Origin of the sequence: Saccharolobus shibatae B12 (assembly GCF_019175345.1) — an archaeon.
GTDB lineage: Archaea > Thermoproteota > Thermoprotei_A > Sulfolobales > Sulfolobaceae > Saccharolobus > Saccharolobus shibatae.
This window is the reverse complement of sequence record NZ_CP077717.1, coordinates 1664520-1685299: the sequence shown is the minus strand read 5'-3', so window position 1 is coordinate 1685299 and position 20780 is coordinate 1664520. Positions and strand designations below refer to the sequence as shown.

At 34.1% G+C, this 20780-nt stretch carries 18 protein-coding genes; 9 read left to right on the top strand and 9 right to left on the bottom strand.

Going from position 1 to position 20780, the window contains the following annotated elements; all coding sequences use genetic code 11:
• Positions 1-9 precede the first annotated feature (9 nt).
• Complete coding sequence (locus tag J5U23_RS08920; RefSeq protein ID WP_218265944.1) at positions 10-825, bottom strand: alpha/beta fold hydrolase; 816 nt, start codon at positions 823-825, stop codon at positions 10-12.
• Between the two features lie 532 nt (positions 826-1357).
• Here J5U23_RS08920 and J5U23_RS08915 point away from each other — a divergent pair.
• Together J5U23_RS08915 and J5U23_RS08910 are read left to right on the top strand one after the other, a co-directional pair.
• Positions 1358-2401 (top strand): ABC transporter substrate-binding protein, encoded by a 1044-nt coding sequence (locus J5U23_RS08915; RefSeq protein ID WP_218265943.1) that lies wholly within the window; start codon positions 1358-1360, stop codon positions 2399-2401.
• A gap of 814 nt (positions 2402-3215) precedes the next feature.
• Positions 3216-4286: a cupin domain-containing protein gene (locus J5U23_RS08910; protein ID WP_218265942.1), complete on the top strand. Its 1071-nt coding sequence runs from the start codon at positions 3216-3218 to the stop codon at positions 4284-4286.
• A gap of 35 nt (positions 4287-4321) precedes the next feature.
• Here the strand turns inward: J5U23_RS08910 and J5U23_RS08905 are convergent, their stop codons facing one another.
• Positions 4322-5374, bottom strand: coding sequence for an ABC transporter substrate-binding protein (locus J5U23_RS08905; RefSeq protein WP_218265941.1), 1053 nt, complete (start codon positions 5372-5374; stop codon positions 4322-4324).
• Positions 5375-5489: 115 nt separating this feature from the next.
• Between J5U23_RS08905 and J5U23_RS08900 the strand changes: the two genes are divergently transcribed.
• Positions 5490-6932, top strand: coding sequence for a M29 family metallopeptidase (locus J5U23_RS08900; RefSeq protein WP_218265940.1), 1443 nt, complete (start codon positions 5490-5492; stop codon positions 6930-6932).
• Between the two features lie 38 nt (positions 6933-6970).
• Here J5U23_RS08900 and J5U23_RS08895 read toward each other — a convergent pair whose 3' ends face one another.
• A complete protein-coding gene (locus J5U23_RS08895) occupies positions 6971-8047 on the bottom strand; it encodes a HoxN/HupN/NixA family nickel/cobalt transporter (protein WP_218265939.1) in 1077 nt (358 codons plus the stop codon).
• A gap of 164 nt (positions 8048-8211) precedes the next feature.
• Here J5U23_RS08895 and J5U23_RS08890 point away from each other — a divergent pair, with 164 nt between their 5' ends.
• The gene (locus tag J5U23_RS08890) at positions 8212-9303 is read left to right on the top strand and encodes a cupin domain-containing protein (protein WP_218265938.1); all 1092 of its coding nucleotides are present in this window, start codon (positions 8212-8214) and stop codon (positions 9301-9303) included.
• 18 nt (positions 9304-9321) lie between these two features.
• Here J5U23_RS08890 and J5U23_RS08885 read toward each other — a convergent pair whose 3' ends face one another.
• The 4 genes from J5U23_RS08885 to J5U23_RS08870 form a co-directional block, all read right to left on the bottom strand.
• Positions 9322-10098, bottom strand: coding sequence for an ABC transporter permease (locus tag J5U23_RS08885; protein WP_218265937.1), 777 nt, complete (start codon positions 10096-10098; stop codon positions 9322-9324).
• Complete coding sequence (locus J5U23_RS08880) at positions 10091-10852, bottom strand: ABC transporter permease (RefSeq protein ID WP_218265936.1); 762 nt, start codon at positions 10850-10852, stop codon at positions 10091-10093. Before J5U23_RS08880 ends, J5U23_RS08885 begins: the two co-directional genes overlap by 8 nt.
• 4 nt (positions 10853-10856) lie before the next feature.
• A complete protein-coding gene (locus J5U23_RS08875; protein ID WP_218265935.1) occupies positions 10857-11636 on the bottom strand; it encodes an ABC transporter ATP-binding protein in 780 nt (259 codons plus the stop codon).
• 255 nt (positions 11637-11891) lie between these two features.
• Positions 11892-12047 carry a hypothetical protein gene (locus J5U23_RS08870; RefSeq protein ID WP_218265934.1) on the bottom strand — a complete coding sequence of 52 codons (156 nt, stop codon included), beginning with the start codon at positions 12045-12047 and terminating at the stop codon, positions 11892-11894.
• A 404-nt stretch (positions 12048-12451) separates the two neighbouring features.
• On the opposite strand from J5U23_RS08870, the gene J5U23_RS08865 reads away from it, so the two are divergent.
• Positions 12452-13453 carry a type 2 periplasmic-binding domain-containing protein gene (locus tag J5U23_RS08865; RefSeq protein ID WP_218265933.1) on the top strand — a complete coding sequence of 334 codons (1002 nt, stop codon included), beginning with the start codon at positions 12452-12454 and terminating at the stop codon, positions 13451-13453.
• 54 nt (positions 13454-13507) lie between these two features.
• On the opposite strand, the gene J5U23_RS08860 is transcribed toward J5U23_RS08865, so the two are convergent.
• A complete protein-coding gene (locus J5U23_RS08860; protein WP_218265932.1) occupies positions 13508-14923 on the bottom strand; it encodes an FAD-binding protein in 1416 nt (471 codons plus the stop codon).
• 111 nt (positions 14924-15034) lie between these two features.
• On the opposite strand from J5U23_RS08860, the gene J5U23_RS08855 reads away from it, so the two are divergent.
• Both J5U23_RS08855 and J5U23_RS08850 read left to right on the top strand, forming a co-directional pair.
• Positions 15035-16111 carry an ABC transporter substrate-binding protein gene (locus J5U23_RS08855; protein ID WP_218265931.1) on the top strand — a complete coding sequence of 359 codons (1077 nt, stop codon included), beginning with the start codon at positions 15035-15037 and terminating at the stop codon, positions 16109-16111.
• A 202-nt stretch (positions 16112-16313) separates the two neighbouring features.
• Positions 16314-17417 (top strand): cupin domain-containing protein, encoded by a 1104-nt coding sequence (locus J5U23_RS08850; protein ID WP_218265930.1) that lies wholly within the window; start codon positions 16314-16316, stop codon positions 17415-17417.
• A gap of 29 nt (positions 17418-17446) precedes the next feature.
• On the opposite strand, the gene J5U23_RS08845 is transcribed toward J5U23_RS08850, so the two are convergent.
• A complete protein-coding gene (locus J5U23_RS08845; RefSeq protein WP_218265929.1) occupies positions 17447-18019 on the bottom strand; it encodes a cupin domain-containing protein in 573 nt (190 codons plus the stop codon).
• Between the two features lie 153 nt (positions 18020-18172).
• On the opposite strand from J5U23_RS08845, the gene J5U23_RS08840 reads away from it, so the two are divergent.
• Together J5U23_RS08840 and J5U23_RS08835 are read left to right on the top strand one after the other, a co-directional pair.
• Complete coding sequence (locus J5U23_RS08840; protein WP_218265928.1) at positions 18173-18763, top strand: class I SAM-dependent methyltransferase; 591 nt, start codon at positions 18173-18175, stop codon at positions 18761-18763.
• 750 nt (positions 18764-19513) lie between these two features.
• On the top strand, positions 19514-20530 hold the full coding sequence (locus J5U23_RS08835) for an amidohydrolase family protein (RefSeq protein WP_218265927.1): 1017 nt from the start codon (positions 19514-19516) through the stop codon (positions 20528-20530).
• Positions 20531-20780 lie beyond the last annotated feature (250 nt).

The window sequence follows — 20780 nt, the reverse complement described above, 5'->3', positions numbered from 1 at the left end:
AAAAATTAATCATATATTGTTTTCCCTAAGAAACTGGAGGGAAGTTTCATTAAAATTTTCAGGTTGATCCATTACGCACATATGTGATGCGTTATCCATTATAACTAGCCTAGATTTCTCAATGTTCTCATGCATAAATTGTGAATAATTGCAGGGTGTAAACATGTCTTCTTTACCACATACTATTAACGTAGGAACATTTATATCTCTCAATATCTTAGTATCATCGCTTTTCATCATTAAAGCTTGCAAGGTCTCTATTATAGCCTCCTTTTCCATGTTCATGCTCATTAACCTTACCAAGTCAACTACCCACGGCTTATGGTCTATGGTATATTTAGAAAGTCTTCTATAAGCAAAAGCGTTTACAAAATCCTTAACACCCTTTTCCTTTAAGATTTGGATTTGAGTCATTCGCCTACTCTTTTCATTCTCCCCATCTGGATGAGCTTTAGTACCAGCCAAGATTAGTCCGCTTATCATATAATTAGCTATTCTCCACATATTAAATGCTACAAATCCACCCATAGAAGAACCTACTATTACTGCTTTCTTTATATTAATCTCTTTTAACAATTCTACTATATCCTTAGCTAAAATCTCCATGCTTATTTTACCCGGTGTATACTCACTATCGCCATGTCCCCTAAAGTCTGGAACTATAACTCTGTAGCCAGCCTTCACAAAATCTGGAATCTGGTAAATCCACATTAATTTAGAGTGATTAAAACTGTGCAAAAATACTATGGTTTTTTCACTCTGACCTAAGTCGTAAAAAGATATTTCTGCGTCATTTATGATCAATCTTTTAGAGTGTAAGCTCATTATTAACACCTTGCTTTATAATAATCTACTTAGCTGTTTAAAAATATTCATGGTAATAAGAGCGTTTTTATAAGAATGAATATTGTTGTTACATGGCAGTATAAAGTATCGTGCAATAAACTATAATGGATCTCCCTTTAACTGTTCGATAATATCTCAAATAATTTAGAGGCTTTCACCTATAGTTAAGAGGACCTACTAAGGTATCTATATCTGAGGTACATAGAAATGCACGATTCTTAGTGTTTAGGAGGGAAAAATTCATAGTGTCGTCATTAAGATATATATAACTAACTACGTCTGGAAAACGTGGGATAGCTTGTACTTTTTAGCTGAATTATGTTTAGTAGCATAATTTGTAGCTTAGTGGCGACACTATGGAAAATTTTCCTAATTTATATCGCTATATAATATTATATTTTGAAAATACATGTTATAATGATGTCCACGAAAATACAAACATTCTTAGATAGAGTCTTTGCAAAAGATTTATTACCTTATATTTATTCTTTATTAAGTTAGGTGATTTAATATGAGGAGAGGTATTAGTAGAACACTAGCCATAGTTATAGCATTAGTAATAATTATTGTAGCAATAGGGGCAGGATTAGGATATTACTACTCCTCTAGAACGCCAACAAGTGTCACTACAACTCCTTCCACATCTACATTACCAATCTCAACAACCCCAATAACAATAGGTGCCGTATCAGCTTCGCATCCAGATATGGCAGCATGGGCTTTCATGGAAAGCAATATCTCTTCTACTCTGAAAGAATATGATCCTAACATTAATTTTGAAGACTTCCCTGCAGGAAGTAGCGCAGTCATTCATGCTGTTGAGAGCGGAAGCGTACAGATAGGTATTGCCGGAACTGATGCTATAGTTGTTGCAATTAGCCAAGGCGCTCCACTGGTTATAGTGGCTACATTTAGAGAGACACCAGCAATAAGATATGTGGTTGTAAAAAGTACTTCAAATATTATGAATTTGAACCAATTAAATGGTACAATATCTGCTAATAGCGCACCCGGGAGTTTAGATACTATAGCCGCAGAGTATTTAGAATTATCACATCATCTACATTTTAAGTTATCCTATGTAGGTTCTTTCAGCGCCCAAATAGCCGCTGTAGTAAGCGGTGCAGCAACGTTTACTAACATAGGTTCTTTTGACGCTCCCAAACTAATTGAAAATGGCACACTGAGAGTAATATATAATTTCACTTATCCATGGCCCATGTTCTCAATATTTACCACTAGAAGTTTCTTGGAGCAACATCCTGATGTTGTTAAGGCAGCGGTAATGGCAATACTTATGGGTGATCAAATCTATGAGGAAAATACAAACAATATCACGGTGAACTTCCTAATTAATTATTATAAGAATATTATGGAGCCTTCTTACGCATATAATGTACTATTTAAGGAAGTTAAGTTTTCAACTAATGGTGCTATTAATGCTACTGCAATTCAAGTTCTAATAAATACTTATAGAGAGCTAGGTATAATAACAAATACGACAATTACTGCTAATGATACATATACAAATGAATTCGTACCTATAATAACATAATTTTTAAAAAATTTAAAAATAATTTTTTAGAAAGCTTAGCTAATTTTTGTTCTCATTACTGATAATAGCTTCGTAATGCTCGCAATGACCGGAAAAGTAGCCTCTGTTAGGCTAAGCGAAACTTAAACGTTATACTTCTCTTTGAGAACAATGAGCTGATACTAAAGGAGGTAAATGGATTAGCTACGGAAATAAGTGGTATTTAGGATAAATACTTATTGTAATTGCTAACATCACTATTGACTACTAACATCATATGAGAAAATGCTTATCCATCATCGAGAACTTGTGCCTTAAACTTCTGAGCGCTGGTTCAATTAAGTTTCTTTTACCGAAGACAACGTATTAGCGATTAACTCCCATGAATTACAACATATTGTATCATGACTTATCATCATAGACTAAAGAACTTATCAGAAACAATAGTGGCTCAAGATGCTCTTTACCTTATATAACAAGGTGAATGAAATTACTGGATACAACTTATATAAAACATTTTAGTCAGTGTGATTAATATAGATTTGACTGAATGAGGCTATTAATCTCCTTGGGCGTTAAAGCTAGATTTTTAGCCTAATCCTCAAAACTTGAAGTTGGGCCTAAAGCTCGAATAAAACATAAGGGTAAATTTGGAGACCCCAGCTGTAGAATAGATGTATAATAGGCCATTAGATGCTAATGAGTGACGAGATAGTAGGTAATATCACTTACATAAGTAATGTGGGCCAGGCTCGATTCTAGTGGAAGGTTTTATACCAGAAGCTCTAATACCTATTTCCGAAAATCTTATATTTTATCTAAACGTTTGTTTATTATGCCACAAAAGCTGGTTAATGAACTACATAAACAAGACTATTTTGTGGATTTCGTTAAGGCAGAAGGTATACCGTTATATGATGACTTTCATGTAGATCTTTTAGAAGCTAAAACATCATACTGGGACAGATTTGGCGTAGATGGAGCTTGGATATATTTAAAGGGAGCATCTGCATTAGATGCAGCATATATTCTAAATGTCTCTCCTCAAACTTCTACTAAGCCCCAAAGATATATTTTAGATGAGGTGGTAGTAGTGCTAGATGGTGAGGGTTATACAGATATATGGTATGATGATAATGTTAGGATAAGAGTAGAATGGAATAAATGGACATTGTTTAAGATACCACACAACGCTTTCTTTAAACATTATAATAATAGCAAGGAAAAAATGGCTAAAATTCTCGCAGTTACTCAATTACCGTTAATATTAAATGCTTCAAGGGATAACGATTTAATATTCGGAAATTCTCATAAACCTAGAGAACTCCTAGAGCTTATAAAAACGGGTGAATATCTGAAAAGCTCTGGTATTATGGAAACACCTAAAGGCGTATTATGGAAAGGTTACGTATTAAATAATATTGCATCGTTAGAGCTACCATCGTCGAAATATTTTGGTTCAAGAGGAACTGGAACTAGAGGTGTTAATCTAGATTTAGGCCCAGGTTTAATGGCACATATCTCTGAAATGCCAGCATTTACTTATAAGAAGGCTCACGTTCATGGTCCTAGTGCTACAATATTAATATTGAAGGGAGAAGGTTACTCCTTAATGTGGTATGGTTCAACTAAGTGGAGTGAAGCATGGGAGAAGGTTAAAATAGATTGGAAACCAGGAGTTCTATTTATACCACCCGATAAGTGGTTCCATCAACACTTCGATGTAAGTGCAGAACCGGCTAGATATTTAGCCATACACTCACCAATAGGACATATAGGTGAGCAAAACTTTATACAAATAGAATATTATGAAGAAGATCCAGAAATAAGGAAGATGTATGAACAAGAGTTAAACAAGCGTGGACTAAAGTCTCAAATGAGACCAGAATTATATCAAAAAATATAGAATTTTTACTTTAAACCTTAAAGATATTTAACTTTTTATTCTAATATTGATCCATTATAATACAAGTCATTCATTGGTAAAGCTGATGCAAATTCTGTAGTATAAAAATCCGTCAAAGGTGGAATATTTGTAATGTTTATCACATGTGTCTTTTGTAGAAATTGAAGTTCTAATTGCATTCCTCCGGAATATATAGCACCATTTGTAGAATAATAGTCTGTCTTTAAAAAGAGCGTCGCCAAACTAGGTGTAAAATGATAATGAGCCATCAGAAAATAAAAACTAGCATTATCAATATTTTGATCAAAATATTTATTCAGCATAAAAATTACTTGTAACACCTTACGAACTTCAGCGGGATGTTGTTCTACGAATGATTTAGTAGCTACTACTACCCACAGTGGCCACGATTCTGGAATGTAGTCTACTACTCTAAACTCACTTGTATTAAGAACTTGAGGTTGTACGAGTGGAGCAACTGCTGTAGCTGCTACTTTTCCTGTTAAAACTGCCGCCAATTGAGCTGGTACAGAACCCACATACACTTCTGTGTAATTATTACCCCAATGTTCCTCGTTAAAAAGGATATGCAAGACTATATCGTCGAAACTACCTGGGCCACTACTTGCAAACGATTTACCCTCTAACTGAGTAACGTTATAATATGGAGATTTCGCGCTTACTACTATTGCAAAATTGATAGGTGTAGGTTCAAATGTAGCGATAATTACTATTGGGGCACCCTCAGCAATAGCAGTAACAGCATTATCTTCTACTACTACGCCCATCTGTACAGTCCCAGTCTCCATGGCGTGAATTACTGCAGCACTCCCTGCAGGAAAAAGTTGTATTGTAACAAAAGGTAAGTAGGTTTTAAATACTCCACTCAATGACCCATTTAGTAATGGAGCCAAATACGCATGCTCATTATAGTCCACCGTACCTATAGTAATAGGTACTGTTGAAGAAGACGAGTTACTTGACAAACTATAATAGTATCCTAATCCTGCCCCTATTGCTACAATAATTATTACTAATGCTATAACTATGGCTAGTGTTCTACTAATACCCCTCCTCATACTAACCATTATTAAATCACCTAAATTAATAAAGAATAAATATAAGGTAATAAATCTTTTGTCAATATATTAACTCAATAAAAGTTTTTAACCTACTATAACTAATAAAAGGAGTGATGAAAATATGTGTGAAAAAGATGAAGAAATAGGTATAATGTATCCAGATGGAGGAACGGCAGAAGATCTTGAAGAAGATCCTAAAATACTAGAATTAAGAAAGATAATAAGTGTAAATCCAACGCTAGATGGAGTTGCCGAATACCTTGTGAGTATACCTCAGCAATTTAAAGACTACGCAAGTAGAAATCAAACTGGTTTTGTAAGATATGGTGATGTTAAACCAGGATCAAAGGTTTTAATTGCTGCTAGTAACTTACATGATAGAGAAATCATAAATGCTTTAGTTAAGGCGTTAAAAAAGAAAGGTGCAAGCGTTGTTGATATTATAATACTCGATGATGGTGAGGATAGGGAACTTACTTACTATGACGAAATAGAGAGAATTATTAGAACAGAGCCTTGGTGGATTAAACCTAGGTGGTATGATTATCAAGAGAAAATTTTAAACTATGCGAAGGATAATGGCTATGATTTACTTATCCATGGACGAGGAGGACCCATACCTAAGACTAATGCTAAAGGAGAGATACTTCCCTACAATTTTGAGGCATTTCCATGGCAAAGTAAAGACGCATTTCTTTCAAGATCCACCATCTTTCCTGCTAAACTTAATTATTTAATTAATGTAAAAACTTGGAAAATGATATATGATTTAGGCAAAGGAGGAAAGGTTAGGTTAACTGATCCAGAGGGTACAGAACTAGAATTTACTCTTCATGAGAAATATTATAATAGAACGCTAGATGAGAGAGGAGGATTTGGACCAAGACCAGCTTTAGGTCACTTATTTGGTCATCCCACTCCCCCAATAATTTCAGAAGAGGATGCTGTTGGCGTGATTGCTGGTACTACATCTCATCTGACTAGACCTTTTCCTCAAATAAGGATTTACGTAGAGAATGGAAGAATTGAGAAAATTGAAGGAGGAGGGCCTTATGGTGAGGCCTGGAAGAAGTTACATGAGGAGACTCTCAGTGTTAAATATCCAGAGTTTCCAGATAAGGGACTGTTCTGGTTATGGGAGATGGCAATAGGAACTAATCCTAAAGTTAGAAGACCTAGCAATGTGCTAATGTTAAGTGGAACTAATGAAGTTGAGAGGAGTAGATCTGGTGTCATACATGTAGGTTTTGGAACAAGATGGAGAGGTGAGAGTGAAAGATGGGCAGCTGCCCATGGTATCCCATTTGGTCACTTACATATTCATTTATTATTCCCAACCTATGAGATTAAAACTATAACTGGTCAAGAGATAAGAGTTATTGATAATGGTCATCTAACTGTGCTTGATGACCCTGAGGTAAGAGAATTAGCTAAGAAATATGGAGATCCAGAAGAATTGCTAAAAGAAGATTGGATACCAAAAATCCCTGGAATTAACGTTCCTGGAAAATATGAAGATTATGCGAAGGACCCTGCAGAATGGATAAAGCAATACAATGGGTAATCTATCTCAGTATAGTAAAATGGAGCATAGGATATACATTATCTACTATCTTTCATATATTTTTTTATCTTAAATCTATATGCAGTGTATGAGATTAACCAAGTTAAAGCAAATGTGAAGATTATTATAATACCAATGTTTCCCCACCAAACTCCTCCATTTATTGTACTAATCCATTGCCAAAATATCCCGCTTAGATTAAATTGAGATTGAATCAATCCGAGTAATTCTAGGGTTCCTACTAAATAGGCTATAAGTATGGAAATCGTTGTCATTGTTAGGTTGTACCATATTTTCTTTAGCGGATTTCCTAAAAATGCCCAACTATATGCTCCATTCATGAAGAACCCGTCTGTAGTATCAATTAAGGTCATTCCAGAAGTGAATAGAAAAGGAAATACTAGCAAACTCCATAATGGTACTTTAAGAAATACTCCTGCAGCCGCTGCCGAGATAGCCAATAAAGCTGTCTCTGATGCGGTATCGAAACCTAAACCGAATAAAAATCCTATAGGATACATATAATATTGGCTGTTAATAATTGCAAATAACTTTCCAAAATATTTATTCATAAATCCCCTACTTAATAATACTTCCTCCAGTTTTTTCTCGTCTATTGTTTTTTCTCTTGTAGTTCTTGCATATAGGTTATAAATCTCTAATAAAGATAAGAAATTAAGTAGTCCTATAATATATAAGAAGCCACCACTAATTAACGTTCCTATTATGTCTCCAATCTTTTCGAGTGAGGGGATATTAGATGTAATATATCTTGTGGCAATTATTAAGGTAAGAGCTAATAATATAACTACACTGGAGTGTCCTAAAGAGAAGAAAAGACCAGTAAAGTGCGATGGTTTCTTTTCTTGAACTAATTTTCTAGTTGAATTATCAATAGCAGCCAGATGATCCGCATCTAAAGCATGTCTTAGTCCAAACAAGTAAGCTAGAATACCTAATGCAAAGAACGTAGTTGTTACATTAGATTCTTCAATCTTAACTGTTAAATTTCCAACTCCACGAGATAAGAGGAATAACCAATAAAACAACATTCCAGTAATTATTCCCTCAAGAATATAGAAAATTACTAATTTAATGGGGATATATTTTCTCATAACTTAAGATTAATATAATCTTATATAAGAGCTTTACTACTGAATACGTTATGAATCCCTACTGTATTATGCATGTAATCTTATTTTCAGACTATCTGTGGAAAATTCCCAACTACAAAGTAAAGCTTATATTAAGCGAAAGTGAGATTTTTACTGGATAAAACATGTCTAGCGTTAGTGAAGAGTTAAGAGTTATTTTAGATGAGATGGCTAAGTATAGTATATATGTCGGTCTATTCCCAGAAGAGGCTAAGAGACAAGGTAAAAGGTCAATATTTACTAATTACCCAGAACCCTTAGCGATACCGTATAAGTGGGACTATGAGATAGCTAGAAAGTTTCTTTACAAAATCGCCGAATACATATCACCTAAAGAGTCTGAGAGAAGAGTAATACACCTAGTTAACCCTGGGCTTAGAGAAATGAAACCTTATGATACTTTAGCCATAGCACCTACACTAACTGGTGGTATTCAATTAATTAAGGCCGGTGAATACGCTCCTGCACATAGGCATACGCCAACTAACTTAAGGTTAATTCTCGAAGCCCCTAATGATGGTGCCTATATCATTTATGACGGCTATAAAATGAATTTAGAAGTTGGGGATGTACTAGTACAATCTAATTGGACGTTACATGAACATCATAATGACGGTAAGAGTGATTTAATATGGTTCTCTGGTCTAGATAGCCCATTTTTATTATATTTAGGTGCAATATTTTATTCAAAAAGTGAGGAGAAGTTTCAAACTAATGAGGAAGGAGATGTTATTTTAGATACTCTAGGAAATAACCTTAAGCCATTAACTATAAGTACTCAATCATATAATCCTTTAATTAAGTATCCATTTTCACGAACTAAGCGGGCATTAACTGAATTAAATGAACACAACAAGATAGATGAATACGAGGGAATTGTAGTGGAATATACAAATCCAATTAATGGAGGTCCTGCTTTACCAACCATTGATATTAAGATGAGGTTAATAAGATCTAAAACTGAACTAAAACCAATAAGAAGTACTGAGAACACGATATTTATCCCAGTTGAAGGTTATGTAACTTTCGACATAATTGAATCCAATATGGGTAGTTTAAGAATCAATCTAAAAACGCGTGATCCTCTAGTAATACCATCTTGGACGAAATATAGAATAATTAATGATGATGATAAAGCCGCGATACTTTTCTCCTACTCAGATAAACCTATATTTGATGCTTTTGGATTATATAGAAAAGAAAAGTTCAAGGAATAGATTTTATACGAATAAAAATTACGTTGTAGTTATATTCCATGCTAATACTCTTTTTTCTATTCGGGATATTATGTAATACAAAGCCATTCCTATCAACGCCACTACAACAACAACAGTGTATAATTCAACAGTTAAGAAGTTAGTTGCATAATATTGAGCCAGATACCCAACGCCAGTAGTTCCCACAAATTCCTCGGCTGCAATAACATCTGCTAGAACACTTCTTAAAGATATTCTAGCACCTCCTAATACACTAGGCAGTATAGACGGTATTATTATTTTATAGTATATTTGGTAAGATTTGGCTCCATACGATTTGGCCAAATTTATAAGTTGTGTATCAATATCTTTAACTCCATACATTACATTAATTATCATAGGAATAATTCCCCCAAACGAGGCAAACCAGAATTGATATGAAAAACCGAGTCCAAAAAGAGTCCAGAATATTGGTATGAATATCGCCTTTGGAATAGAATATAGTATCAACATATAGGGTTCAAATGTAGACCTTAGATATGTAAATAACCCTAAAAGTAGTCCTATTAATGTACCAATTACTATTGTAAAAATGAAGGATGCGATGGTTATCCAAATTGTATAAAGGATTCTATTATATACGAAAGGGTCTCTTAGTACTTTAGGAGCATTAACTATTACTGATGAAGGTGGAGCTAGGAATAGTGTTGAAACTATACCAGATTGTACAAGATATTGCCATATTAAAAAGAAAGTAATCACACTAACTATTTGTATTATAGTAGTATATAATGTTCTTTTCCTTCTCTCATCCATATTTGAACACCTTTCTCTCTATTAAAAGAATAATACCTAAAAACAATGCTGCGAGTAATATCACGATTATAATATAATCATACATTAATGGTGTTTCAAAATTGTAATTAGCTACACTTATTGCAAATCCTAAACCATCCTTAGAAGCGATGACTTCACCCAATATTACACCTATGAAGGAGAACACTAGAGATAGTCTTAATCCACTCATTATGTATGGAGCTAAAGCAGGAATCATTATTTTAATAAATATCTGAGTACCGTTAGCACCCATAGATTTAGCTAAACGAACGAATAATTGGTTAAGCTTTTTCGATCCCGAAAGTACATTTATAATCAAAGGGAATACCCCAAACAAGAAGCCTAGAGCGATTTTAGATTGAACTCCTAATCCTAAAGTTAAAAACAACACTGGGTAGTAAATTGATCCAGGAATTGCGTATATTAAGTAAATTAATGGCTCGTATGCATTACCAACTAATTTGAAATAACTTAAGAGTAAACCTAAGGTTAAGCCTATACCTACGCTTAATCCAAAGGCGGCACCTAGTTCAGTTAAGGTAGTTAATAACTGTGGTATCATTCCACCCGGTATTAGACCATGTGTGTTAAATAACTGCGGAAAGGTTTCTATGACTGATGTAAAGGGGGACAGAACATATGGACTAATTAGCTCAAAAGTAGGTAATAATTGCCATAAGACCAATATTATAATCAATACCAATATTCTATATAATAATTCTCTAAACTTCATTAAATCACCTACTAATAATTTCCTCTCTTAATTTATCCCAGACATACTTTCTGAGTTTAACTACGTTATCATCTTCTATAGATCTTGGGTGTCCCGTATCTATTTTAACTACCTCTTTTATTGTGCCAGGTCTACGAGTAAATAACGCAATTTCAGTCGATAGAAGTGCAGCTTCTTGTATACTGTGGGTGACAAAAACAATAGTTTTACCAGTCCTTTGCCATATTCTAACTAAATCTATACCTAGTAAGAGACGGCTTTGTTCATCTAAATTGGCGAAAGGCTCATCCATTAATAGTATTTCTGGCTCAACAGCCAAAGCTCTAGCTATGGCTACTCTCTGTCTCATTCCTCCAGATAGTTGAGTAGGAAAGTAGTCTTCAAATTTAGATAAACCTACTAAATCTATATACTTTTGAGCTATATCCCTCCTTTCCTTTTTGGGTATACCTCTGATCTCTAAACCAAATTCTACATTTCCCATTACAGTTCTCCAAGGTAGTAATGCTGGATCTTGAAAAACCATTGCAATTTTATCAGGTCTGGGTCCTTCTGCCTTTATATTCTCTATATAGATTTCTCCATCTGAAGGTCTTACGAGTCCTCCAATCATGGATAAGAGAGTTGATTTACCGCATCCGCTGGGTCCTATAAATGTCAAAAAACTTTTTCTTCTCACTTCTAGATTAACGTTTTTTAAAACTTCAAGTATACCGGATGAAGTAGAAAAATATTTGTTAACGCCTTTCACCTTAATTATAACCTCACTATCTCCACTCATCATATTTTATTATACTTATATAAGAATAAAAAGCTTAACTCACAACTAACTCCATTTATAGTCTTTTTCTTAGCAAGTGTGAAGGGAATATGGGCATTTATGAATACAAAATATATCTCGTTGCTTACATTTAACTCGCTCATCTTCAACATCTTAAGTTGAAACTAGTCCTTTTACTCCTTTCAGCTATTATGAAAAATTCCTTGTTTCATGGCAGCTTATTCCAGTGTTAATTTCAAGGTTATTGCTGGTTTTTCCTTAGGCTAAGAATTCTGGTAATGTTATCTGTATAATAATGTTAGTTTTACGAGATTGCTCATGTTTTCTATGTTGCTTCTTAACTGGGCATTGCTTTTCTTGCCTCTCTATTCTCCAGCTATTGTGTTTAGAAGGAGTTGAAGCGTTGGTAAACACCTATTACAACTTGAAATATGCTCTTGAGTCTATTGAAGAGGAGTTTTACCATCTAATTTTCAAGTACAGTTATTCTGGTTATTGGGTTAGTAAGTTTCATGACGTTCTCGTCGCTCTCAAGGAAGTGAGCAGTACGAAAAAATTTTTATCATTTCTCATTTATTGTTTGTCCTTAACTATTAGAAAGTTTAATCTATTAACTATTGGACTCATTCAAAAATTATTCTATATTTTATATTGGCAAAAATTATATTTTCACTTTGCACTTACTAGGCATTACATGCTTTGTCTCTAATAAACCTGAGTTTGCGACTGTGGAAAGAAAAAAGACTATACTATTATATGATCGCTATATTATCTTAACGAAAGATTTATTATGGTTAAGATAACTTACTATACTTGCAATGTCAAAGGTAAAGTTAACTTTAGCGTGTTACATATATGATAGAACGCTACCACTATTGCTTGGCAAAGTAAAACCAGAGGGTGTAGAGTTAAATTATTTACCCTTGTGGGTTCAAGAAACTTTCTCAAGAATGATAAAGAATAGAGAGTTTGAAGTATCTGAGATGTCATTTGGAGGATATCTAGAGTCTTTAAACTCTCCTAATCCTCCATTTGTTGCAATACCCGTATTCCCTTCTAAAATGTTTAGACATAGGTCAATTTATGTAAATAAGAATAGTGATATTAATGATCCTAAAGATTTAAAGGGAAAAAGAATTGGAGTACCTGAATGGAGGCAGACAGCTTCGGTATGGATTAAGGGTATCCTAAACGAATTTTATGAAGTACCATATGACTCTGTGACTTATTATGTTGGTCCTTTAGAGAATAGGGAAGTATCTAGAAGGATGGCAGAGACAGATATGTTAAGAGTTAAACAGGGAATAAAGGTTGAGAGAATATCACAAGGTAAAACCTTATCAGAGATGTTAGATAGAGGCGAAATTGATGCAGTTTATAGTGCGCAAGCGCCTTCAAGTTTTCTTAAAGGTTCTAACGTTAAGAGGCTCTTTGAAAACTATAGGGAAGTCGAAATAGAATTTTACAGAAAGACCAGAATATATCCCATAATGCACGTCATCGTTATTAGAAGAGATATTTATGAAGAGTATCCTTGGGTGGCATATAATTTGTACAAAGCATTTGAGGAGTCTAAGAATATAGCGTTTAATGAAATATACAACGTCTCACAATTTGGTGTAGCCTATATGTTTGCACCATGGATTCAAAACGATTTTGAGATAATGAGGAGCATTTCTGGAGATGATTTCTGGCCATATGGCGTGTCAAAGAATTATAAAACAATAGAAACGTTTATAAGATATTGTTATGAACAGGGAATTATTGATAAACAGCTCAATCCCAGAGAAATTTTCGCTAAAGAAACTCAAGATACGTAAATACTTATTCATAGTTTTTACTTATTTGAGTCTAAATTAAGAGAAAAAGAAAAATTACGAACTTTTTTCTTCTGTAACGTAATCCACTGCATTTATCCCTGCGACTCTTCCAAATATCAATGCTCTTAAAAATGATGTTGCCCCCGGATATCTATAATAGTATAAGCCAACTATTTCTCCGGCTGCATATAATCCCAAGATGGGCTTATCATTGGTATCTAAGACTCTAGCGTTAGTGTCAGTAGCTAGTCCTCCAAAAGTAAATTGTACCGTAGCAGTTACTGGATAAGCCATAAACGGAGGTTCATCGATTGTTAAAGCCCAATTAGATTTAGGTGGTTCTATTCCCTTAGTGCACTTACCGTCCAGAATATTAGGATCAAATCTTCCAGGTTGGACTGCGTTATTATATTCTTTAACGGTCCTCAGGAAATTATCCTTATTTAAACCCCACTCACGACTTAGCGTTTCACCTAATTCTTCCAAGCTGTTAGCAGTTATCGGAGGTAAGTCAGTATTAATCAAGGATTTATAGTTAGGAATAGAAGTTACTTTATTATCCAGAATTATGAACGCCATATGATCCCGTTGTTCGAATATTCTTCTCCCAACAACTTCAAAAGAATCATGTATATCGCCAACACCACTTTCATCCATAAATCTCTTTCCATCCTTATTAACTAAGATTCCAAAGAAATATAGATCTACTCTAGGTCTATATGCCTTACTTCTAATATCTTGTACTGAACCATGCCAGTTTCCAAAATCTCCAGAAGTTTTAGCACCCACTTCTAATGCCATATTTATGCACTCTCCTTGATGTATTGGTGTAGCTGGATTGTCCATAACTAGGTTAATTGCATCTCTACCTATATATCTCTGTAGCATCTCATAATTTCCCTCAAATCCTCCACATGCCAACACTATAGCTTTAGCCTCAATCTTGAAACTTCTTCCTCTCTCATCTCTAACCCAGACACCATTAATCCTTCCCTCATCATCTAATGATAATTTCCAAGCTGTAGTATTAAACAGTATTTGAACTCCCATGCTTTCAGCATGCTTCCTAAGCGCTGAAATTACAGCAAGACCACCACCAAGCGGGCCTATTCTGGGAAGACCATAACCTGTCCACCTACCAGTCCTATTTTCAAACTGTACTCCCAAGGATTTTAGCCATTTTATGGTATCTACAGCATTATTGATTATCAGCTTTACATGATCCATGTTTGCTTTCCCTTTAGAGAATTTCTCAAAGGTTTCTTCTAAATTAGGATCGAAATGTTCCTCATCGATAAATCTCATATTTGCGGTAGTATATCTGCTATTTCCACCCCATATCTCATCTCCAGTTTTCTCTAACACGACTATACTTATGTTCTTGTTATTCAATCTAGCATATTCTGCTGCAGTTACCGCTGCAGACATTCCAGCAGCTCCACTACCTATTATTACTAAATCGTAGCGCATATAAGATCACATATATTTAGAATAAAAAATTATCTATAAATTTTTCGGTTATATATTTGCAAAAGATTTATTACCTTATATTTATTCTTTATTAATTTAGGTGATTTAGTAATGGTTAGTATGAGGAGGGGTATTAGTAGAACACTAGCCATAGTTATAGCATTAGTAATAATTATTGTAGCAGTAGGAGGAGGATTGGGATATTACTATACTAGCACATCAGGATTTAAGTATAATATAGCTATAACTGTAGCCGGTTCTGATCCTATTCCTCTATATTGGGCATACCAAAATGGGTTATTCCAAAAATATCTGCCGGAAGCTAATGTGGAAGCGTTTCCGTCTGGTGGAGGAGCGGTTATTCAAGCAATTAGCACTGGTAAAGCTCAAATAGGATTTGTAAATGCATTTAGTATTCTCACTGCTATAGCTAGTGGTGTTCCGATAAAGATTGTGGCGGTTTGGGATGATTCTCCATATACTGCAGGAGTTATAGTAAAAAGCAATTCCCCATTTTATAATATTTCTCAGTTAAAAGGAAAAATATTTGCAGAAAGTAGACCGGGTAGTTTTGACGCTGTAACTTTAGAACTAATGGTAGGTCGTTTAGGATGGGGAAATAACTATACTGCTATCCCAGTTGGTTCTCCAGGTGCGCAAATAGCATCAGTGCTTTCTGGAAAAGCGGATGCCGCACTCGTTAATGTATGGGATGTTCAGCATCTAGTACAAAGCGGGCAAGTTAGGGAGATCTACGTTGTTAGTCAAGAATGGCCAGCAGAGTATATAGTAGCTACCGATAGTTTTATATCACAACACTCTGATGTTATCGCAAAAGTAATACAAGCTACATATAAAATTATGCAAGATTACTACTCTAACGCAAACTCATCTGTTCAATTTATGATAAAATATTATAATTTTACGGAGACAGAGGCTGAAGAATATTTACATGAAGTAATTTATGCAACAAATCTAAGTTTAGCGTTGGTTAATGCTACTGCTCTAAAATTAGCAATATCAGCACTAATAAACGCAAAAGTTTTACCATCTAATTTTACTAATATACCTCTATCCTCAATCTACACTAATCAATTTGTTCAACAAACGTCCAGTAATGTAAATACGACTGTCGGATTAATTAATTTACTTATAATAATAGATTCAAAAATTTTAATTAGAGCATGATAACTAGCGGGAGCGGAGCTTAACATTAAAGAGCTAACATTAAGTTTTTTAGCCTTACTCTCTTTCTGCATCCGAGATACGACTTACTTAGGAATCCTCGTAAATGCTGTCAATAATTTGTCAAACACCGTTAACGTTAAACTCAATATCTTTTTATACATAAACTTTTTAGCTATACTTTCGTTTGAAAATATGACTAAATATGTCTAAGGAATGGGAATCTAAAATCAAAGACTTTATCAGCAAAATAGAAAAAGAAAATTTAACCACATTTTTTGCAGCCACACATCCTAAATATTCTACTTCGGTTTTTAGATTTACCAAGGAACCCACCCATGTAGCTTTACCTTATGTATGGAAATATAAGCTGGCTAAGGAGAGATTATTAGAGTTAGCTGAGATCCTTCCCCCTGAAGAGGCAGAAAGACGAAACATAAATTTTGTGAATCCCGGATTAAAACAATATTTTCCAGCAATATCTGCTGCTACATTACCTACATTAAGGGGAGGTATACAAATGCTTAAACCCGGTGAAAGGGCCTATACGCACAGGCATACTGCAAACGCATTTAGATTCGTTTTAGAAGCACCCTTAGAAGGTGCGTATACTATAGTAGAGGGGTATAAATTGGCAATGAGGCCTGGCGATGTTATATTGACACCTAACTGGACATGGCATGATCATCATAATGAAGGTAATAATTATGCTATATGGTTTGACGGTTTGGATGTTATAACAGCTTACTGGCTAGGAGGTGTATTCTATCAAGATTTTGGAGATGTAAATGTTGACAAGTATCAGAAGATAGTAAGTAGTAATGAGGATGTGATGGCGAGGTATTTAGGTGTAAAACCAACTTTTGAGTCATTACCATCACATCTACCTTCATCTGACAATCCCTTATTCTACTACCCTTATAGTTTAATACGTAATTCGCTAATCAGAATAGCTGAAAAAGGAAAGGGAGATCCATATTATGGTATAGAATTAGAATATACGAATCCAACCAATGGCTCTCCAGCTTTTCCCACAATGTCATTAAAAATTAGGCTAATCAAGGGTAATGATGAACTTAAACCAATAAGGAGAACTGAGAATAGGATATTCGTAGTATTTGAGGGTTCTGGTACATTTGAAATTGAGGGACAGAAGTATGTAGTAGAACCGTTTGATATAATAGCCATTCCGTCATGGAAAAAGTATAGCATTAGAAATGATGCTAATGACAATTTAATAATATTCTCATATTCTGATGAGCCAGTGTTTAAGGCGTTAGGGTTTATGAGAGAGAAAAGAGAAGAATAAAAATTTTTGATTTAATTTATTTTTTCTATTTATTGCTTCTCTAACTCATCAAAATATACTTTTGGTTTGGGTCCAGTATATTCTGGTGCCGTCTCCGCTTGATGTAACATTCCTTCAACATTTAGATTTAAGGATGCAAAAATTGCCATTAGATTTACTATTAACGGACCTGGAATTACTCTTAGATAAACAGCCGATTCGTCACCATCATTAAAATGTTGATGATAAGTATCTGGAGGAATATAAAGGAAGTCTCCTGCTTCCCAATCATATCTTTTTTCATTTACAATACTATGACCTTTACCTTTGACTATGTAAATGTACGCTTCGGTATGTTTATGCTTTCCAGTATGTCCATGAGGTGGTATCTCTCCTAGACCTATATTAACTATGCTATTTGTAAAACCGTTCTCAGGGTCTATTACTTTTGCACTTCTTGCGACTTGCCTTCCTTTTTCTATCCATTTTATTTCACTAGATTTAATTAGAACCCTAGAATTCTTCTTCTGCTCCATAATTTTCTTGTATAGATCAAATATATCTGGAGGTATTTCTGAAGATGAACGTTTCTTTCCTAGATCTCTTATGTCTATATATGACATAAAAATATCTCAAGATTTACTTTTAAAAAATTTTCGTTTCAAATTTCGAGTATGTATAACAATAATGTTCAGGAAGCTTCTGGAGCAGCTTATCTTAAATTAGCACATTAAAACAAAAACTTATATACTTTATTTAATATAGATTAACTCGATATGATTCATAAAGGTAAAAAAGTTGAAACACAAAATCAATCCATTTCCGATTTTCATGGATTTGGAGAAAGTATAAGGAGAGAAATTGCTTCTAAAATAAACATTAAAACAAACCTAAGAGTATTAGACGTAGGAACTGGATTTGGAAGGAATGTTAAGTTCTTAGCTAAGCTTATACCGTTGCCCAGAGAGATATGGTCAATAGACGCAGATGAGGATAGTATAAAAAGAGTTAAGGATGAGCTTGAGCGGGAAAAGATAGCCGAAGGTATACACTTTAAACACGGACTAGCTGAAAATCTACCATTTGAAGATAATTATTTTGATTACACAATTTCTGTTATGCTTCTTCATCACATGTCGTCGATAGAAAACGGCATTAAAGAAATGTTAAGAGTAACTAAAAATGATGGAATGGTGATAATAGTTGATTATACGCCAGAAGCTCACACATTACACTTTACAACTCCTCATAGCAAGTCAGACTTCTTCGATCATGAAAAAGTAGTTGAGATAGTACGAAATCTATGTAATAATTATGAAATTAAGGACTTTAAAATGTGGTACTTAGTAACAGCAGTTAAGGTATAATATTCTCTTCTGGAAGTTAGGTACAGTCTTTTTCCTTAATAAGTGCAAAAGGGAATATAACTTCTGTTAATAAAAAAATTTGAATAAGTTAAGTAGTTAGCATATTAACTTTCTAATAGTTGAGGATAAATAGCAGACGAGAAACTATAAAATTTCTTCGTACTGCTCACTTCCTTGAGAGCGACGAGAACGTCATGAAACTTACTAGACCCAATAACCAGTATAACTGTGCTTGAAAATTAGATGGTAGAACTTCTTCTCAATGGACTCAAGAGCATACTCTATTGGCAGAAGTTATGTTCTCTTCTCGCTTACTAGGCATTACATGCTTAGTCTCTAATAGACCTGAGTTTTGTAACCGTGGGAAGAAAAAGACTATAATTTTTAGCTTTACTAATGGTTAAACCCTCTAAATTATTTGATGTATTTACGGTAATTAATGGTAATAAACTTAGATTGTTTCTTGGATTACATGATATTAGAGTATGAGGTATTACGTTAACGCTTGGGGGATAGTTATGTTCACTTTATACTGCTTTTCATCGGATTTGCAACACAGCCTAATCTTAATAAAAATCTAATGTATAGGCTAATTGAAGTATTGCATTACAAATACCGTGAAAAACATTATATAAATTCATTACTATTGATTTAGTTATATTCAGCGAATCTCTCACAATGGAATGCACGACGGTAGCATTCTTTCAAGCTATTTAAAATTTATTAACTAGTTAACTAAATATGATGAACATGGATAAACAAGAAAAAATAGATATATTTTGTCATATTACACCTTTAAAATTCATTCATGAGTACGTAAAATCTATGGTTGTGCATTTCCTAAGGCTTATAGAGATTAATGTCAGTAATAACTTCATATACTTCTCTGACCCGGAATATAGGTTAAAATATATGAAGAAATATAGCATTGATATTGAAGTGCTAACTTTAGGCCCTACTGGAGATACATGGAACGTAGTCCCGAATAATATTTTACCTAAATTGGTTAAAGTCGCTAATGATTCAATTGCTGAAATAGTTAATAAATATTCAGATAAATTCGTAGGAATAGGAATAGTGCCTGGTATATATGAAGGTTTTATGGATGAAGTAAAGCGAAGTATTAAAGATTTAGGTTTTAAGGGTATTATGATACTTAGCAACTTGATAGGAAAGCCTGTAGATGCTGATGAAATGAATTCCTTTTATCAATTTATGTCATCGGAGAATTTACCAATTTTCATTCATCCTACTAATCCTCCATATGGTAATTCTTATCCTTGGGCAAGAGAGTATAGACTAATTCAAATGCTAGGTTGGCCTTATGATACAAGTTTAGCTATGGCTAGATTGGTTTTTAGCGGTATTCTAGACAAATATCCTAATCTCAAGTTCATAATTCATCATGCGGGTGCAATGATCCCATTCTTCAGTAAGAGGATTGAAGGGTTTTATGATGAGGCAATAGCATATCCTGAGGTTTACGGTGGAGAGACTTTTAAAAGACTAAATAGACATCCTTTAGAATATTTTAGGAATAATTTTTATGTAGATACCGTATTAAATGGAAATATATCAGCCTTGAAAGCTTCTTATGACTTCTATGGTATAGATCATATGGTTTTCGCAACAGATTTCCCATATGGCCCAGAAAAAGGTGAAAGATGGACAAAAGATATATTAGATAGCGTATATGAGCTAAAGCTAGATGAGGATAATTTGGAAAAAATTTTTCATAAAAATGCTAGAAAATTACTTGGAATATAGCATCGGTAGTTTTCTAAAATCTATGCAGAGTCTATAATAGTTAAATTCAAGTTCTACCTAAATAATTTATAGCAGTTCTACGATTTTAACGCAACTTAAAGATTTTCATCAGTTCCATTATTCTACTAAATGTATCTCAACGATCATCAATAACTCCTCCTCACCAAGAGATCAACAACCCCTTAACGACATTAGAATCATATAGGCTTTCTCATAATAATTGCAAAGGGGATTAGGAGGAACTATCTCA

Excerpts from the sequence above, each read along its gene's own strand:
- J5U23_RS08840 (WP_218265928.1), top strand. The coding sequence starts at position 18,173 with ATGATTCATAAAGGTAAAAAAGTTGAAACACAAAATCAATCCATTTCC.
- J5U23_RS08835 (WP_218265927.1), top strand. The coding sequence starts at position 19,514 with ATGGATAAACAAGAAAAAATAGATATATTTTGTCATATTACACCTTTA.
- J5U23_RS08865 (WP_218265933.1), top strand. The coding sequence starts at position 12,452 with ATGTCAAAGGTAAAGTTAACTTTAGCGTGTTACATATATGATAGAACG.
- J5U23_RS08875 (WP_218265935.1), bottom strand. The coding sequence starts at position 11,636 with ATGATGAGTGGAGATAGTGAGGTTATAATTAAGGTGAAAGGCGTTAAC.
- J5U23_RS08850 (WP_218265930.1), top strand. The coding sequence starts at position 16,314 with ATGTCTAAGGAATGGGAATCTAAAATCAAAGACTTTATCAGCAAAATA.
- J5U23_RS08860 (WP_218265932.1), bottom strand. The coding sequence starts at position 14,923 with ATGCGCTACGATTTAGTAATAATAGGTAGTGGAGCTGCTGGAATGTCT.
- J5U23_RS08910 (WP_218265942.1), top strand. The coding sequence starts at position 3,216 with ATGCCACAAAAGCTGGTTAATGAACTACATAAACAAGACTATTTTGTG.
- J5U23_RS08920 (WP_218265944.1), bottom strand. The coding sequence starts at position 825 with ATGAGCTTACACTCTAAAAGATTGATCATAAATGACGCAGAAATATCT.
- J5U23_RS08855 (WP_218265931.1), top strand. The coding sequence starts at position 15,035 with ATGGTTAGTATGAGGAGGGGTATTAGTAGAACACTAGCCATAGTTATA.
- J5U23_RS08915 (WP_218265943.1), top strand. The coding sequence starts at position 1,358 with ATGAGGAGAGGTATTAGTAGAACACTAGCCATAGTTATAGCATTAGTA.
- J5U23_RS08905 (WP_218265941.1), bottom strand. The coding sequence starts at position 5,374 with ATGGTTAGTATGAGGAGGGGTATTAGTAGAACACTAGCCATAGTTATA.
- J5U23_RS08880 (WP_218265936.1), bottom strand. The coding sequence starts at position 10,852 with ATGAAGTTTAGAGAATTATTATATAGAATATTGGTATTGATTATAATA.
- J5U23_RS08895 (WP_218265939.1), bottom strand. The coding sequence starts at position 8,047 with ATGAGAAAATATATCCCCATTAAATTAGTAATTTTCTATATTCTTGAG.
- J5U23_RS08890 (WP_218265938.1), top strand. The coding sequence starts at position 8,212 with ATGTCTAGCGTTAGTGAAGAGTTAAGAGTTATTTTAGATGAGATGGCT.
- J5U23_RS08900 (WP_218265940.1), top strand. The coding sequence starts at position 5,490 with ATGTGTGAAAAAGATGAAGAAATAGGTATAATGTATCCAGATGGAGGA.
- J5U23_RS08885 (WP_218265937.1), bottom strand. The coding sequence starts at position 10,098 with ATGGATGAGAGAAGGAAAAGAACATTATATACTACTATAATACAAATA.
- J5U23_RS08845 (WP_218265929.1), bottom strand. The coding sequence starts at position 18,019 with ATGTCATATATAGACATAAGAGATCTAGGAAAGAAACGTTCATCTTCA.